The sequence below is a fragment of the Ralstonia mannitolilytica genome (assembly GCF_000954135.1).
Lineage (GTDB): Bacteria > Pseudomonadota > Gammaproteobacteria > Burkholderiales > Burkholderiaceae > Ralstonia > Ralstonia mannitolilytica.
On the sequence record NZ_CP010799.1, the window covers coordinates 1,978,662 to 1,994,097 of the forward strand.

The 15,436-nt window shown below is 64.4% G+C and carries 15 protein-coding genes; 12 read left to right on the forward strand and 3 right to left on the reverse strand.

Going from position 1 to position 15,436, the window contains the following annotated elements:
• Positions 1-21: 21 nt before the first annotated feature.
• Positions 22-3,009 carry an Rne/Rng family ribonuclease gene (locus tag TK49_RS09425; RefSeq protein WP_045786450.1) on the reverse strand — a complete coding sequence of 996 codons (2,988 nt, stop codon included), beginning with the start codon at positions 3,007-3,009 and terminating at the stop codon, positions 22-24.
• A gap of 745 nt (positions 3,010-3,754) precedes the next feature.
• Between TK49_RS09425 and TK49_RS09430 the strand changes: the two genes are divergently transcribed.
• Genes TK49_RS09430 through TK49_RS09445 form a run of 4 tightly spaced genes read left to right on the forward strand, consistent with a single transcriptional unit; the run spans position 3,755 to position 6,968 of the window.
• Positions 3,755-4,783: an RluA family pseudouridine synthase gene (locus TK49_RS09430; RefSeq protein WP_045786451.1), complete on the forward strand. Its 1,029-nt coding sequence runs from the start codon at positions 3,755-3,757 to the stop codon at positions 4,781-4,783.
• On the forward strand, positions 4,764-5,423 hold the full coding sequence (locus TK49_RS09435) for an HAD-IA family hydrolase (RefSeq protein WP_045786452.1): 660 nt from the start codon (positions 4,764-4,766) through the stop codon (positions 5,421-5,423). Before TK49_RS09430 ends, TK49_RS09435 begins: the two co-directional genes overlap by 20 nt.
• Positions 5,416-5,817 carry a Rieske (2Fe-2S) protein gene (locus TK49_RS09440; protein ID WP_045786453.1) on the forward strand — a complete coding sequence of 134 codons (402 nt, stop codon included), beginning with the start codon at positions 5,416-5,418 and terminating at the stop codon, positions 5,815-5,817. The genes TK49_RS09435 and TK49_RS09440 overlap by 8 nt, the downstream gene beginning before the upstream one ends.
• Positions 5,818-5,855: 38 nt before the next feature.
• A complete protein-coding gene (locus TK49_RS09445; protein ID WP_045786454.1) occupies positions 5,856-6,968 on the forward strand; it encodes a S49 family peptidase in 1,113 nt (370 codons plus the stop codon).
• Here the strand turns inward: TK49_RS09445 and TK49_RS09450 are convergent, their stop codons facing one another.
• Entirely contained in the window at positions 6,969-7,700 is a 732-nt protein-coding gene (locus tag TK49_RS09450; protein ID WP_045786455.1) for an SAM-dependent methyltransferase, read from the reverse strand.
• A gap of 3 nt (positions 7,701-7,703) precedes the next feature.
• Positions 7,704-8,300: a Maf-like protein gene (locus TK49_RS09455; protein WP_045786456.1), complete on the reverse strand. Its 597-nt coding sequence runs from the start codon at positions 8,298-8,300 to the stop codon at positions 7,704-7,706.
• A 181-nt stretch (positions 8,301-8,481) separates the two neighbouring features.
• Between TK49_RS09455 and TK49_RS09460 the strand changes: the two genes are divergently transcribed.
• The 8 genes from TK49_RS09460 (at position 8,482) to fabF (ending at position 15,084) form a co-directional block, all read left to right on the forward strand.
• Positions 8,482-9,018, forward strand: coding sequence for a YceD family protein (locus TK49_RS09460; protein WP_045786457.1), 537 nt, complete (start codon positions 8,482-8,484; stop codon positions 9,016-9,018).
• A gap of 112 nt (positions 9,019-9,130) precedes the next feature.
• Positions 9,131-9,310, forward strand: coding sequence for a 50S ribosomal protein L32 (gene rpmF, locus TK49_RS09465; RefSeq protein WP_003268823.1), 180 nt, complete (start codon positions 9,131-9,133; stop codon positions 9,308-9,310).
• 188 nt (positions 9,311-9,498) lie between these two features.
• The gene (plsX, locus tag TK49_RS09470) at positions 9,499-10,560 is read left to right on the forward strand and encodes a phosphate acyltransferase PlsX (RefSeq protein WP_045786458.1); all 1,062 of its coding nucleotides are present in this window, start codon (positions 9,499-9,501) and stop codon (positions 10,558-10,560) included.
• Positions 10,561-10,597: 37 nt separating this feature from the next.
• On the forward strand, positions 10,598-11,578 hold the full coding sequence (locus tag TK49_RS09475; RefSeq protein ID WP_045786459.1) for a beta-ketoacyl-ACP synthase III: 981 nt from the start codon (positions 10,598-10,600) through the stop codon (positions 11,576-11,578).
• A 39-nt stretch (positions 11,579-11,617) separates the two neighbouring features.
• Positions 11,618-12,547 carry an ACP S-malonyltransferase gene (gene fabD / locus TK49_RS09480; protein ID WP_045786460.1) on the forward strand — a complete coding sequence of 310 codons (930 nt, stop codon included), beginning with the start codon at positions 11,618-11,620 and terminating at the stop codon, positions 12,545-12,547.
• 14 nt (positions 12,548-12,561) lie between these two features.
• Complete coding sequence (gene fabG, locus TK49_RS09485; protein ID WP_045786461.1) at positions 12,562-13,311, forward strand: 3-oxoacyl-ACP reductase FabG; 750 nt, start codon at positions 12,562-12,564, stop codon at positions 13,309-13,311.
• 187 nt (positions 13,312-13,498) lie between these two features.
• Positions 13,499-13,738, forward strand: coding sequence for an acyl carrier protein (gene acpP, locus TK49_RS09490; RefSeq protein ID WP_008644813.1), 240 nt, complete (start codon positions 13,499-13,501; stop codon positions 13,736-13,738).
• A gap of 113 nt (positions 13,739-13,851) precedes the next feature.
• Positions 13,852-15,084 carry a beta-ketoacyl-ACP synthase II gene (gene fabF, locus TK49_RS09495; RefSeq protein WP_045786462.1) on the forward strand — a complete coding sequence of 411 codons (1,233 nt, stop codon included), beginning with the start codon at positions 13,852-13,854 and terminating at the stop codon, positions 15,082-15,084.
• Positions 15,085-15,436: the final 352 nt, after the last annotated feature.

Here is a 15,436-nt window from a genome sequence, read left to right on the forward strand (position 1 = left end):
ACCGCCGGAAACATCACCTGCTTACTGCTGGTCTGCGCCACCCGCGGGGCGGTTGGTCTCGACCAGGATCATCGGACCCTGCTGGATCGGCGGCAGCGGCTTGCGTTCGCGCGGCACACGCGGCGGTGTGACGGCACGCGCGGCTTCTTCCTGCGCGGCTTGCAGCTTTTGCGCGTCTGTGTGGACCCACGTCATGCCGGCGTTGGCCAGCACGCTTTGCAGCGTCTCGATCGGCAGCGGCGAGGCCTTGGCCACCGTGCTCACCGGCGCGGGCACTTCGGCAAACGCCGTCACGATCGCCTCGTGCGTCACGTCGGCTGCCGGTGCCGGTGCCGGTGTCGCGACCGGTTCGACCGGCTGCGTTCTCGGCATCGCGGACACAGGCGCCACGGCTTCTGCGGCCTGCACGGGCTCGTGGACCACCGGCGCCGGCGCTTCTACGGGCGCCAACGAGGCGGGCTGCACCGATTCCGTCACCGTGGCGGGCACGGCAGGCTCGGTGTAGGTTTCGCCAACCGCTTCCCTTTCCTCTGCGGTTTCCGCGCTTTCGCCCTCTGCGCGCACGCCTTCCGCGCCTTCACGGTCACGGCGATAGCGGTTGCGACCACGGCGACCGCGGCGGCGGCGCTCTTCGCCCTCACCCGTGCCTTCCGCCGGTGCGGCGCCTTCCAGGCCCGCGGCTTCTGCCAGCACCGCTGCTTCCACGGGCGGCTGCGGCACCTCAGCGGTACCCGTCGGGTCGATCAGGCCTTCCACGGTGGCGGCGGCTGCGGCGTGGGCGGCTTCCTTGGCTTGCTGATCGCGATCGCGGTTTTCGCGCGGCTCGCGGCCTTCGCGGGCCTCACGCGGCTCACGGCCCTCGCGGGGCTGGCGCTCGCGACGTTCCTGATTGCGTTCGCGACGGCCCTGGCCTTCACCTCGGACCTCCTGGCCCTGCTGCGGCTGGCGGGCGTCCGCAGTCTCCCGTGCAGCACTGTCCGCTTGAGCCGGCTGGCGGTTGCGGTCGCGGTTGCCCCGCTGGTTGTCGCGTTGTCCATCGCGCTGGCCCTGCTGTTGGCCCGCTTGTTGACCCTCGCGGGCCTCGTTGCGGTCGCGGCCTTGACGGTTGGCGTCGCGGCCGTTCTGGCCCTGGCGCTCGCCACGTTCGCCACGCTGGCCGTTACGCGCACCGCGCTCCTGGCGATTGCCGCGGCCCTGGCGGTTGCCGTCTTCCGCACGTTGCTTTGGTGCCTGGACCGGCGCAGCCACCACGGGCTCGGCCGGCTTGGCGCCAAACAGCGACTTCAGCCACGACACAAAGCCACCCTGCGCAGGCACCGGAGCGGGCGCCTGCGGAGCCGGGGCAGCCTCGGCGCGGGCCGGGCGCTCGGCGCGTGGCACCGACACGGGAGCGGGCTGCTCCGGCGTGATGCCCTTGACGGCCGCTTCCTGGCGCGGCTTGGCCGCTTCCTTGCGGGTGCTGTACGCGGTGTCGGCTTCCAGTTCCTTGGCGGCCTCTTCGGCCATCTTGTAGCTGGCCTTGTTGTCGTCCAGGCGGGGATCGTCGTGGCGCAGGCGCTCGAGCTTGTAGTGCGGCGTCTCCAGATGCTTGTTCGGGATCAGCAGCACATTGACCTTGAAGCGCGTCTCGATCAGGTTGATGTCCGGGCGCTTCTCGTTGAGCAGGAACGCAGCCACTTCCACCGGCACCTGGCAGTGGATGGCGGCGGTGTTTTCCTTCATCGCCTCTTCCTGGATAATGCGCAGCACCTGCAGGGCGGACGATTCGGTATCGCGGATGTGGCCGGTGCCGTTACAGCGCGGGCAGGTGACGTGCGAGCCTTCCGACAGCGACGGACGCAGGCGCTGGCGTGACAGCTCCATCAGGCCGAAGCGGCTGATCTTGCCCATCTGCACGCGGGCGCGGTCGTGGCGCAGCGCGTCTTTCAGGCGGGTCTCGACATCCTTCTGGGCCTTGCTCGACTCCATGTCGATGAAGTCGATCACGATCAGGCCACCCAGGTCGCGCAGACGGAGCTGGCGGGCGATCTCGTCGGCCGCCTCGAGGTTCGTGCGCAGCGCGGTTTCCTCGATGTCGGCGCCCTTGGTGGCGCGCGCCGAGTTCACGTCGATGGCGACCAGCGCCTCGGTATGGTCGATCACGATGGCGCCGCCTGAAGGAAGCATCACCATGCGCGAGTACGCCGATTCAATCTGGTGTTCGATCTGGAAACGCGAGAACAGCGGGACGTCGTCGCGGTATTTCTTCACCCGATTCATGTTGTCGGGCATCACCACGCTCATGAAGGCGCGGGCCTGATCGTAGATATCGTCCGTGTCGATCAGGATTTCGCCGATATCCGGCTGGAAGTAATCGCGAATCGCGCGGATCACCAGGCTCGATTCGAGATAGATCAGCAGCGGAGCCTTGTTCTCCTGCGCAGCGCCGTCGACGGCCTTCCACAGCTGCATCAGGTAGTTCAAGTCCCACTGCAGTTCTTCGGCCGAGCGGCCGATACCGGCGGTGCGGGCGATGATGCTCATGCCGTCCGGCACTTGCAGCTGCGCCATCGTCTCGCGCAGTTCCTGGCGGTCTTCGCCCTCGATGCGGCGCGATACGCCGCCGCCGCGCGGGTTGTTCGGCATCAGCACCAGGTAGCGGCCGGCCAGCGAGATGAACGTGGTCAGGGCCGCGCCCTTGTTGCCGCGCTCTTCCTTTTCCACCTGGACGATCAACTCCTGGCCTTCGGAGAGCGCATCCTGGATGCGCGCCGAACGCACGTCCACGCCATCCTTGAAGTAGGCGCGGGCGACTTCCTTGAAGGGGAGAAAGCCGTGCCGCTCTTCGCCGTAGTTGACGAAGCATGCCTCCAGCGACGGTTCGATGCGGGTGATGACACCCTTGTAGATGTTGCCTTTGCGCTGCTCGCGTCCGGCGGTTTCGATGTCGATGTCGATCAGTTTCTGACCGTCGACAATCGCGACGCGCAGCTCTTCCTGCTGCGTCGCATTGAACAACATGCGTTTCATTGCTACCTCACTCCAATGCCGTGCATGCACGGCGCTTCATGGAGCACGCGAAGGCGGAGCGGGTGGTCAACGAATTGCCAAGGTGTCGGCCGGCACACAAGCGCGACGGGGCACGGGCGAAAGAAATGAGGGCGTTACACGCGTCACCATGGATGCCAGGGGCGGAATGCAACGGCGCGGTCGGCGCCGAGTTGCGCGTCCTGTCACTCGAGCCTCGGACCCAGCGCGTTCCTTGTAGGGGCGGGCGGGCCGGCGGCGGCGAGTCGCGTGAAGCGACCACAAAGAGCGAATTGACGGACGGCCTGTCCGGGCGAAACCCGCGGCGGGCGAATCGGGCGGCGTGCTGCTTGTTGGAGTTTTGCCGCCGGACCGCCATGGCAATGCGGTAACCGGATGTTCAGCCGGCCGGCACCAAACTTGGTGCGGCAAGGGCTTCTTTCACCAAGCGGGCGCCGTATGGAGTTCCATTGGCGCCCGCCTTTGAATTCTGTTCTACCAGCTGCTCGTTCTACGCTGACCGACGTTGCCGACGTGATCTTTGGTTCACATCTTGCGCGGTGGGACAGCGGTGCGTGCTGCTTTCGTGCCGATCGGGCCGGCCACGTGACTAGCTTTGTAGCACAAGTGGGCCTCGGATCGGCAGATTCCGGACGGAAACGGTGGCTGTGTACAATAGCTGTTGTTTCGTCCCGACCGGCTCTTGCTGGCGCTTAAACGACTGTCCAGCGAGAAAATTATATTGAAAATGAATGAGTTACGCCATCCATTTGATGGCCGCATTCAACAGGCGGTACGTGACGCACTCGACGGCAAATCCGTCGCCTATGTCGAGATCGGAGACGACGCCGAAGGGCAACGCATCGACAATTTCCTGATGCGCCTGGCCAAGGGTGTGCCTAAAAGCCATATCTACCGCATCCTGCGCTCCGGCGAGGTGCGCGTGAACAAGGGCCGCATCGACGCCGAATATCGCTTGAAGCACGGCGATCTGGTCCGTATTCCGCCGCTGCGGGTGGCCCGGCAGGCCGAAGCGCCGCGTGCGATTCCTGCCACCGAATTCACGATCCTCCACGAAGATGCCCATCTGCTCGTGATCGACAAGCCCGCCGGGGTCGCCGTGCATGGGGGGTCGGGCGTGGCGTTTGGGGTGATCGAGCAGCTGCGTCAATCCCGGCCGGAAGCGAAGTTCCTCGAACTCGTGCATCGTCTGGACCGCGAAACCTCTGGCGTGCTCGTGCTGGCCAAGAAGCGCTCGGCGCTGGTGGCGCTGCATGAGCAGATCCGGGAAGGGCGTCTCGACAAGCGCTACTTTGCCGCGGTGAAGGGCGTGTGGCCGCACAAGCGCCAGCACATCAAGGCAGCGCTGCACAAATTCACGACGCCTGAGGGCGAACGGCGCGTCCGCGTGCAGGCAGACGGGCAGCCGTCGCACACGATCTTCAACAAGGTGGGGGTGTTCGGGTCGTACACGTTGCTCGAAGCGGAACTGAAGACCGGTCGCACGCACCAGATTCGTGTGCATCTGGCGCATGCCGGTTTCCCGATCCTGGGCGACGACAAGTACGGCGATTTTGCGCTGAACAAGGCGCTATCCCGCGCCAATGCGTCGCCACGGCTGGCGCGGATGTTCCTCCACGCACACCGTCTGCAACTCACACATCCGCAAAGCGGGGAAGTCGTCACTTTCAGCGCGCCGTTGCCAGCCGAGTGCGCCGCCTTCCTCAACGCTTTCCAATCTTCCGACTCTGATTCCGATGCCGCAGCAGCGCTTTGATCTGATCGTCTTCGACTGGGATGGCACGTTGATGGACTCGACGCCAGCCATCACGCGGTCGATCCAGCTTGCGTGCCGGGACCTCGGCCTGCCGGTGCCGGACGATACGCGCGCGAGCCACGTGATCGGGCTGGGCTTGCGAGATGCCCTCGAATACGCAGTGCCCACGCTGGATCCGGCCGACTATGGCAAGCTGGCCGAGCGGTACCGCTTTCACTACCTGAGCCGTGACGCCCATCTCGTGCTGTTTCCGGGCGTGCGCGAGATGCTCGATGCACTGCGCCGGGACAACTATTTGCTTGCGGTGGCAACAGGGAAGTCGCGCGTGGGGCTTCAGCGTGCGCTCGAGGTCACCGGCCTCACCGGCGTGTTCGACAACACGCGCTGCGCCGATGAGACGTTTTCGAAGCCCCACCCGGCCATGCTGCTGGAGCTCACGCGCGATCTCGGCATGGATGTCGAACGCACGCTGATGATCGGCGATACCACGCACGACCTGCAGATGGCCCTCAATGCCGGTGCTGCCGGGGTCGCTGTCACCTATGGCGCACACCCGGCGGACGTGCTGCATGCGCTCACGCCGCTGTACTGTGCGAAGTCCGTCTCCGACCTCCACCAATGGCTCTCGCAACATGCCTGACATCGCTGAACCGGTTCGTATCTGCGACAGCGGCGCGCTGGAGGACGGAGGCCGGGGTGTGCGGTTCCAGGTGGATGTGCGCGGCCGCCTCGTGAGTGCCTTCGTTGTCCGCTACGCCGGCGCGGTGCACGGTTATCTGAACCAATGTGCGCACGTGCCGATGGAGATGGACTGGCAGGAAGGTCAGTTTTTTGAAAGCTCGGGCCTGTATCTGATGTGCGCCACGCACGGCGCCATCTACGAACCGGACTCGGGCCGCTGCGTGGGCGGTCCGTGCCGTGGGGCGCATCTGTCCAAGCTCGATGTGGCCGAGCGCGATGGCGCGGTCTGGTGGCAGCCCGGTGCATTGTTCCGCGCGCCTGCCCCGACCCCGGCACCGCTGCCACAGGCATGACGCCGTGACCGACTCTTGCTCAATTTTTCTTGCTGCCTATGAACGACCCGATTCCCACGAAAGGGCCCGACCGCACACCGGATGACGGTGCGGGCAAGCCCGAAGCCCTAGAAATCACTCAGCACGCCGATCACCCGCTGGAAGCCGAGCTACGCGATCCGGCCGCGGGAAAGCTGGCAGCCGGTCCTGCGGGCGCCGCATCGTCGCAGGTGGGCGGTTGGGAGCGCGAGGTGCTGGAAAAGGTCCTGATGGCGACCATCCGTGAACAACGCGCCGCGCGCCGCTGGCGGATCTTCTTCCGATTCGTGACGCTCGGGATCATGGGGGTGCTCTTCTACGCCTTCGCAAGCTTCGAGGGCGAGACCGTCAGCACCGGCCGCCATACGGCGCTGGTGACGCTCGACGGCGAGATCGCCGCCAATACGAACGCGAGCGCAGAAAACATCAACGCGTCGCTGCAGGCTGCCTTTGCTGACAGCAACACGGTCGGTGTGATCCTGAAGATCAATTCCCCGGGCGGCTCGCCCGTGCAGGCCGGCATGATCAACGACGAGATCCGCCGCCTGCGCGCGAAGCACAAGAACATCCCGCTGTATGTGGTGGTGGAAGAGATGTGCGCCTCCGGCGGGTACTACGTGGCGGCGGCTGCCGACAAGATCTATGTCGACAAGGCGAGTATCGTCGGCTCGATCGGTGTACTGATGGATGGCTTCGGCTTTACCGGCCTGATGGACAAGGTGGGCGTAGAGCGCCGTCTGCTCACTGCCGGTTCAAACAAAGGGATGCTCGATCCGTTCTCGCCCGTGCAGCCGCAGCAGAAACAGTACGCCCAGGAGATGCTCGACCAGGTGCACCAGCAGTTCATCGACGTGGTCAAGCAGGGGCGCGGCAACCGCCTGAAGGATGATCCGACCCTGTTCACCGGCCTGTTCTGGACCGGTGCGAAGGCGGTCGACCTGGGGCTCGCCGATGCCATCGGCAGCGCCGATTTTGTCGCGCGCAGCGTCCTGAAGGCCCCGGATGTCGTCGATTACACCGTCAAGGAGAACTTCGCCTCGCGTGTGGCGCGCAAGCTCGGCACCGCGATCGGCGCCGGCGCGGTGAAGGCGCTGGCCAACACGGGCCAGCTCAAGCTGGTGATGAAGGAGTAATCAGCGCGCCAGCAGCGAAAAGATCGCCGGCCGCTTGTGCAGGTCGATGCGGTCGGTGCGCCAGTCGCTCACGGGTAGCGTGACGACGTGCTCCCTGGGCAGCGTCAGGTCCACGGCAATCGACAAGAGCGTACCGGGCGCGCAGGCCGCCTGGATGGCGTCGAGCAGCGCGCCGTTGCGGTACGGCGTCTCGATGAACACCTGGGTTTGCCCCACCGAGCGGGACAACTGTTCGAGCGCCCGCAGCCGGGTCTTGCGTTCGCCGGCATCGACAGGCAGATAGCCGTTGAACGCAAAGCTCTGGCCGTTCAGACCGGACGCCATCACCGCGAGCAGGATGGAGCTCGGCCCGACCAGTGGTTTGACGCGGACGCCGTGCCGATGCGCAAGGCGCACGAGATTCGCGCCCGGATCGGCCACCGCCGGTACCCCGGCTTCTGACATGAGCCCTGCATCCTGCCCCGCAATCACCGGCGCCAGGAGCGCTTCGAGCTCCGAATCAGGCGTCTTGACGTTCAGTTCACGGATCGTGATGTCCTGCATTGGTCGCGCCAGCGGCGTGGTTTCGCTCAGTTTCTTGAGCAGCGCGCGCGCCGTCTTGGCGTGTTCGGCAACAAAATAATCGAGCCGCGCAGTGATCTGCTGAACACCAGGGGGAATCACGTCGGGCAGCGGGTCGGCTGCATCGCGCGCGCCGAGCGTGTTTGGAATGAGGTACAGCGTGCCGGCCATGGCTTATACGAAGAGCGGGTAATGCACGTTGCGCAGCATGCTGGTCAGCGCGATCAGCGGCAGGCCGACGAGGGCGGTCGGGTCCGACGATTCCACGCGTTCCAGCAGGGCAATGCCCAGCCCTTCGGATTTCGCGCTACCGGCTACGTCGTACGGGTGCTCCAGGTGCAGGTACGCGTCGAGTTCCTCGTCGGAGAGGTTACGGAACGTTGCCAGCGTCCGAATATCGTCGCTCTGGTGCTGGCCGGTGCGGCCGTCGTACAGGCACAACGCGGAATGGAATGTGACGGTGCGGCCACGCATCCAGCGCAGTTGTGCCAGCGCTCGGGTGTGATCGCCAGGCTTGCCGACCTGTTTGCCGTCCAGCGTGGCGACCTGGTCCGACCCGATCACCAGCGCGCCGGGATGCACGGCGGCAACTTTCTCCGCTTTCTGACGGGCCAGTCGGAGGGCGGTCTGATCCGGTGATTCGCCTGGCGCGGGCGTCTCGTCGATGTCCGGCACCACGATCTCGAACGGCAGGCGCAGGCGTTCCAGCAGCTCCCGCCGGTAAGGGGAACTGGAGGCGAGAATCAGCGGCGGGCGCGAGGCAGAAGTCATAAGTGCTTGAAGATGCAGTGGATTTCGAGCGAAAACCTTTTGACGGCAGAGGTTTTTGATCGCTATAATCCCGCGTTTCGCGGTTTGGCCGCGCAGTGTCGCAAACCGGGCGCCGTGGCGCAAGGTGCGGCGCGCATCCGGTTCCGTGCATCAACAGCAACGCGTTTGGCAGGTTCGATCCGTGGATTTTCGTGCATTCGATCTTTTCGCGTTCATCCGCAGTGGTGAGCGGGCGAGCGGCACGGTCAATCTGACTGAAATGCCGCGTCTGCTGGCTGAGCAGGCGGCAGACGCCCCCGTTGACGCCGATACGCGGTTCCGTTGGCAGATGCAGGGCGCGATCCGCGAAGAAGCCACGGCGGGCGAGTCGGCCCGTCAGCGTCTCTTCGTCGATCTCGAGGTCGATGGCTCGGTCTGGCTGCAGTGCCAGCGCTGCCTGAAGGCTTATGAGCAGCCGTTGCCGGTGCGCACGCGCCTGGAAGTCGTTCGCTCCGAAGCGGAGGCCGATGCGGCTCCGTTGGACGACGACGAGGCGGATGTCATCGTCGGTTCGCGCACCTTCGATCTGATCACGCAGATCGAAGACGAACTGCTGCTGGCGCTGCCGGTGTCGCCGCGTCATGCTGTCTGTCCGGAAGGAATCCTGCCGGAAGACGTCGAACCCGAGAAAGAGCCGTCGCCGTTCGCGGTGCTGGCCAACCTGAAAACCAAACATTAGGCGCGCGCAATTGCGCGGGCTGATGGCAGTCCGTTTCACACGCCTACCGGAATGGCTACGCTCCGGCTCCGTGTGATGTGATAAAATCGATCAAATTGCTTAGGAGTCAGTCATGGCTGTTCAACAAAACAAGAAGTCGCCGTCCAAGCGCGGCATGCATCGTTCGCACGATTTCCTGACGACGGCCCCGATCGCTGTCGAGCCGACCACCGGCGAAGTGCACCTGCGTCACCACGTGAGCCCGAACGGCTACTATCGCGGCCGCAAGGTTGTGAAGACCAAGAACGACTGATGCGTTTTGCCAGTCCTCTGGCAAGCGTGTCCGGTTGGTCTGAACGCGAAGATTCATGATGCAAACAAAAAAGCGGCAAGCGAATTTGCCGCTTTTTTGCTGAACGGAGTCCGGCAGAGCGTACGGGTTTGTGTACCATACGCGCGCCAACGGCCGGAGCCGCACGTGAAACCGCAACTCAGACTCGCATGACCATCAAGCTTGCCATCGACTGCATGGGTGGTGATCACGGCGTTGGCGTGACGATCCCTGCAGCGATCCAATTCCTCGCCGCACACGAAGACGTCGAAATGCTGCTCGTCGGGCAGCCCGATGCCATTGCGGCGCAGCTCAAGCGCCTTCACGCCACCGCGAACCCGCGCGTCCATGTCGTTGCCGCCTCCGAGGTGGTGTCGATGGATGACCCCGTCGAGATCGCGCTGCGCAAGAAGAAAGATTCGTCGATGCGCGTGGCCATCAATCAGGTCAAGGACGGTGCTGCGCAGGCGTGTGTTTCTGCCGGCAACACCGGTGCGCTGATGGCCGTGTCGCGTTACGTCCTCAAGACGCTGGACGGCATTGATCGCCCGGCCATCGCCACCGCCATCCCGAACGAGAAGGGCGCCGGCACCACGGTGCTCGATCTTGGCGCCAATGCCGACTGCGAGCCCGCGCACCTGCTGCAATTTGCGCAGATGGCGTCGGCGATGGTGTCGGTGGTCGAGCAGAAGCCGCGCCCGACGGTCGGCCTGCTCAACATCGGCGAAGAGGTCATCAAAGGCAACGAGGTGGTCAAGCAGGCCGGTGAGCTGCTGCGCGCCTCCGATCTGAACTTCTTCGGCAACGTCGAAGGCAACGATATCTTCAAGGGCACGACCGACATCGTCGTCTGCGACGGTTTTGTCGGGAACGTCGCGCTCAAGAGCACCGAAGGTCTCGCCAAGATGATCGGCGAGATGCTGCGTGAGGAGTTCAGCCGCTCCTGGTTCACCAAGCTGCTTGCCCTGGTGGCGCTCCCGGTGCTGTCACGCTTCAAACGCCGCGTGGACCATCGGCGCTACAATGGCGCCGCGCTGCTCGGCTTGCGTGGTCTGGTCATCAAGAGCCACGGCTCGGCCGATGCCTACGCGTTTGAATGGGCCATCAAGCGGGCTTACGACGCCGCGGCCAACGGCGTGATCGCCCGCATTGCGCAGGCTTTCGAATCGCACCACGACGCAGCCGGTGCTGCGCTCGTCTCTACGTCCACTCCGGCCGCCGACGCCGCCTGAACGCGTCGCCTCCGAGTCAGATTTCACCCCACCGCACATGACACGTTTCGCAAGGATCATCGGTACGGGCAGCTACCTGCCGCCCAAGCGGGTCACCAATGACGAACTGGCGGCCCAGCTAGCCGAGAAGGGCATCGAGACCAGCGATGAATGGATCGTCTCGCGCAGCGGCATCCGCGCACGCCATTTTGCTGAGCCCGATGTCGCGTGCAGCGATCTGGCCGTGAAGGCAGCCGAGCGCGCCATCGAAGCAGCCGGCATCGATCGCGCCGAACTCGATTTGATCCTGGTGGCGACGTCCACGCCGGATTTCGTCTTCCCGAGCACCGCCTGCCTGGTGCAGCAGAAGCTCGGCATCAGCAACGGTTGCGCCGCATTTGACGTGCAGGCGGTCTGTTCCGGCTTCGTCTACGCGCTGTCGACAGCCGACAAGTTCATCCGCTCGGGCGCGTACCGCAACGTGTTGGTGATCGGCTCCGAGGTCTTCTCGCGCATCATCGATTTCAACGATCGCACCACGTGCGTGCTGTTCGGTGATGGTGCCGGCGCCGTGGTACTGCAAGCGTCCGACGAGCCGGGCATCCTGTCGACCGCCCTGCATGCCGACGGCAGCCACGCAAACATCCTCTGCGTGCCGGGCAACGTGGCCGCAGGTGCGATTCAGGGTAGCGCCTTCCTGTACATGGACGGCCAGGCCGTGTTCAAGCTGGCCGTGACCGTGCTCGACAAGGTCGCACGCGAGGCGTTGGCAGCGGCTGAACTGGACGCTTCGCAGGTTGACTGGCTGATTCCGCACCAGGCCAACATCCGCATCATGCAGGGCACGACCAAGAAGCTGGGTCTTTCGAACGAGCGCCTCATCGTGACGGTGGATGAGCACGGCAATACGTCAGCCGCTTCGATTCCGCTTGCACTCGACGTCGCCGTGCGCGACGGCCGTATCCAGCGCGGCCATCACGTGATGCTCGAAGGCGTGGGCGGCGGCTTTACGTGGGGCGCTGCGTTGCTGCGCTTCTGATCTCCCGATCGACGATTTCCAGAACACACAATACGAGCCATGACATTCGCTTTCGTCTTTCCCGGCCAGGGTTCGCAATCGGTCGGCATGCTGAATGCCTTTGCCGACCACGCCGCCGTCAAGGAAACGCTGGCTGAAGCCTCGGACGCGCTGGGCCAAGACATCGGCAAGCTGATCGCCGAAGGTCCGGCCGAAGAATTGAACCTGACGACCAACACGCAGCCGGTCATGCTGACGGCCGCAGTGGCCGTCTACCGTGCGTGGCAGGCGGCGGGCGGCCCGGCGCCCACCGTCGTGGCAGGCCATAGCCTCGGCGAGTATTCAGCACTGGTTGCCGCAGGCGCCATCGCCTTCAAGGATGCCGTGCCGCTGGTGCGCTTTCGCGCAAAGGCGATGCAGGAAGCCGTGCCGGTGGGCGAGGGCGGCATGGCCGCGATTCTCGGCTTGTCGGATGATGATGTGCGCGCCGCCTGCGCTGAAGCGTCTGCCGCAGGCGTGGTCGAGGCGGTGAACTTCAACGCCCCGGCCCAAGTCGTGATTGCCGGTGCCAAGGCCGCCGTCGAAAAGGCTTGCGAAATCGCCAAGGCCAAGGGTGCCAAGCGTGCGCTGCCGCTGCCGGTGTCGGCGCCGTTCCATTCGTCGCTGCTCAAGCCGGCATCCGATCGCCTGCGCGAGTATCTGGCCAACGTGGCGGTCAGTGCGCCCGCCATTCCGGTCATCAACAACGTAGACGTCGCCATCGTCAATGATCCGGCTGCCATCAAGGACGCGCTGGTGCGCCAGGCCGCTTCGCCGGTGCGCTGGGTCGAGACGGTGCAGAAGATGAAGGCTGACGGTGTCACCCGCGTGGTCGAGTGCGGTCCGGGCAAGGTGCTGGCGGGCCTGACCAAGCGTATCGACGGCGACATCGTCGGCGATGCGATCTTCGATCCGGCTTCGCTGGAAGCTGTGCTGGGCCAACTCAAATAATCAACGGGATCCGTATGACCCAAGCATTGAACAACCAGGTCGCGCTCGTCACGGGCGCTTCGCGCGGCATTGGCCGTGCCATTGCGCTGGAACTGGCGCGCCAGGGTGCGACGGTGGTCGGCACGGCCACGTCGGAGGGCGGTGCGCAGGCCATCACGGCTTACTTTGCCGAAGCCGGCCTGAAGGGTGCGGGCGTGGTGCTCAACGTGAACGACGCCGCGCGCTGTGAAAGCGTCATTGACGAAACCATCAAGACGCATGGCGGGCTCAACATCCTCGTCAACAATGCCGGCATCACGCAGGACAACCTTGCGATGCGCATGAAGGATGAGGAGTGGGTCTCCGTCATCGATACGAACCTCTCCGCGGTGTTCCGCCTCTCGCGCGCCGTGCTGCGCCCGATGATGAAGGCGCGCGGCGGTCGCATCATCAACATCACGTCGGTGGTAGGGTCGGCGGGCAACCCGGGCCAGGCCAACTACGCGGCGGCCAAGGCTGGTGTGGAGGGCATGGCGCGCGCACTAGCCCGCGAGATCGGCAGCCGCAATATCACGGTGAACTGCATCGCGCCGGGCTTTATTGATACCGACATGACGAAGGTTCTGTCGGAGGAGCAACATACCGCGCTGAAGGCGCAGATTCCGCTGGGCCGCCTGGGTGCGCCCGAGGACATCGCCAGCGCGGTCGCCTTCCTGGCGTCGCCGGCGGCGGGCTACATTACGGGCTCGACGCTGCACGTCAACGGCGGCATGTACATGGGATAAGGAAGCCGTCCCGGCGGTGGTTGTGCGGGGCCTTGCGCATGCGCAGGTTCGTGCAAAATCACTGAATTAACAGGCTTTTAGCATCATATTGGGTGCAGTTCTTGCATGGTTTCCGGCGCGGTTTTTCGCCACGCAAACCTGCTAGAATGCGCGCACTTTTTGTCGAATACTTCCCTGGAGGGTTTACATGGACAACATCGAACAACGCGTCAAGAAGATCGTCGCGGAACAACTCGGCGTGGCCGAAGCTGACATCAAGAATGAATCGTCGTTCGTGAACGATCTGGGCGCGGATTCGCTCGATACGGTTGAGCTGGTGATGGCGCTGGAAGACGAGTTCGGCATGGAAATCCCGGACGAAGAAGCTGAAAAGATCACCACGGTGCAGCAAGCCATCGACTACGCTACCGCCCACGTCAAGGCCTAAGCGTCAATCGATCTCTTGACATCGCGGGCCACAGAAAGGGCGGTTGTCCGGCTTGACCGGGTGGCGCGCTTTCTGTGGCCTTTGTCGCTGATACAGAGTTGCAGGAAAGCATAGTGAGCCGTCGTCGCGTCGTCGTAACCGGCCTGGGGCTGGTTTCTCCGGTAGGAAACTCGGTCGCCGAGGGGTGGGCCAATCTGGTCGCCGGCAAGTCCGGGATCGCCACCGTCACCAAATTCGATCATTCCAACCTGGCCGTGCACTTCGCTGGTGAAGTGAAGGGTTTCAACGTCGAGGACTACATCTCGGCCAAGGACGCCCGCCAGATGGATACGTTCATCCACTACGGTATTGCTGCCGGCGTGCAAGCGCTCAAGGACAGCGGCCTGGAGGTGAACGAGGCCAATGCCGAGCGCATTGGCGTGCTGGTTGGGTCTGGCATCGGCGGTCTGCCCATGATCGAGGACACGCATGCCACATACATGGAGCGTGGTCCGCGCCGGATTTCACCGTTCTTCGTGCCGGGTTCAATCATCAACATGATCTCGGGCCATCTGAGCATCATGTTCGGCCTGAAGGGCCCGAACCTGGCAGCCGTTACGGCGTGTACGACGGGCCTGCACAGCATCGGCCTGGCGGCGCGCCTGATCCAGGCCGGCGATGCCGACGTGATGGTGGCCGGCGGCGCAGAATCCACGGTGTCGCCGTTGGGTATCGGTGGCTTTGCCGCAGCGCGGGCGCTGTCTACCCGCAATGATGATCCGGCGACGGCATCTCGCCCCTGGGACAAGGATCGCGACGGCTTCGTCCTGGGCGAGGGCGCTGGCGTCATGGTGCTCGAAGAGTACGAGGCGGCAAAGGCGCGGGGCGCCAAAATCTACGCCGAGGTCGCGGGCTTCGGCATGAGCGGTGACGCGTTCCACATGACGGCGCCGAACATGGACGGCCCGCGCCGCTGCATGGTGGCAGCTCTGCGTGATGCCGGCATCAACGCCGATCAGGTGCAGTATCTGAACGCGCACGGCACCTCCACGCCGCTCGGTGACAAGAACGAAAGCGACGCCATCAAGGCCGCCTTTGGCGACCATGCCAAGAACGTCGTCGTGAACTCGACCAAGTCCATGACCGGCCACTTGCTGGGCGGTGCGGGCGGCCTGGAGTCGGTGTTCACGGTGCTGGCGCTTCACCACCAGGTGTCGCCGCCGACCATCAACATCTTCAACCAGGACCCGGAGTGCGATCTCGATTACTGCGCTAACACCGCGCGTGACATGAAGATCGACGTGGCCGTGAAGAACAATTTCGGCTTCGGCGGCACCAACGGCACGCTGGTGTTCAAGCGTCCTTAAGGCGCCTCGGCACGCGGTCACCGGGTGATTGCCTGCCGCGGAGCGATCTGCCCTTGGTTGTTCAGCATTTCGTTTTTTCAGCGCGGTATCGGCACTTGACTGCGGCGAGCCGATTCGCTCTGGCGAGTGCGATCCTGTCTGTGGTGGCGTGGCTCGCATGCGCGTGGGGTGAAGCGCTGCCGTTTCCCGTATGGCTCTGCATTGGTGGTCTCGCAGTGGCGGCTTGCGTCCCGCTGATTGTCAATCGGACGCCGCTCGAGATGGAACTGATGTGGCGCGCCCGCCTCAAAGAAGGCGGGGAGCCGGGAACGCCCGTGTGGCAGGTCCGCTTGAAGACCGGCAAAGCGCTCCG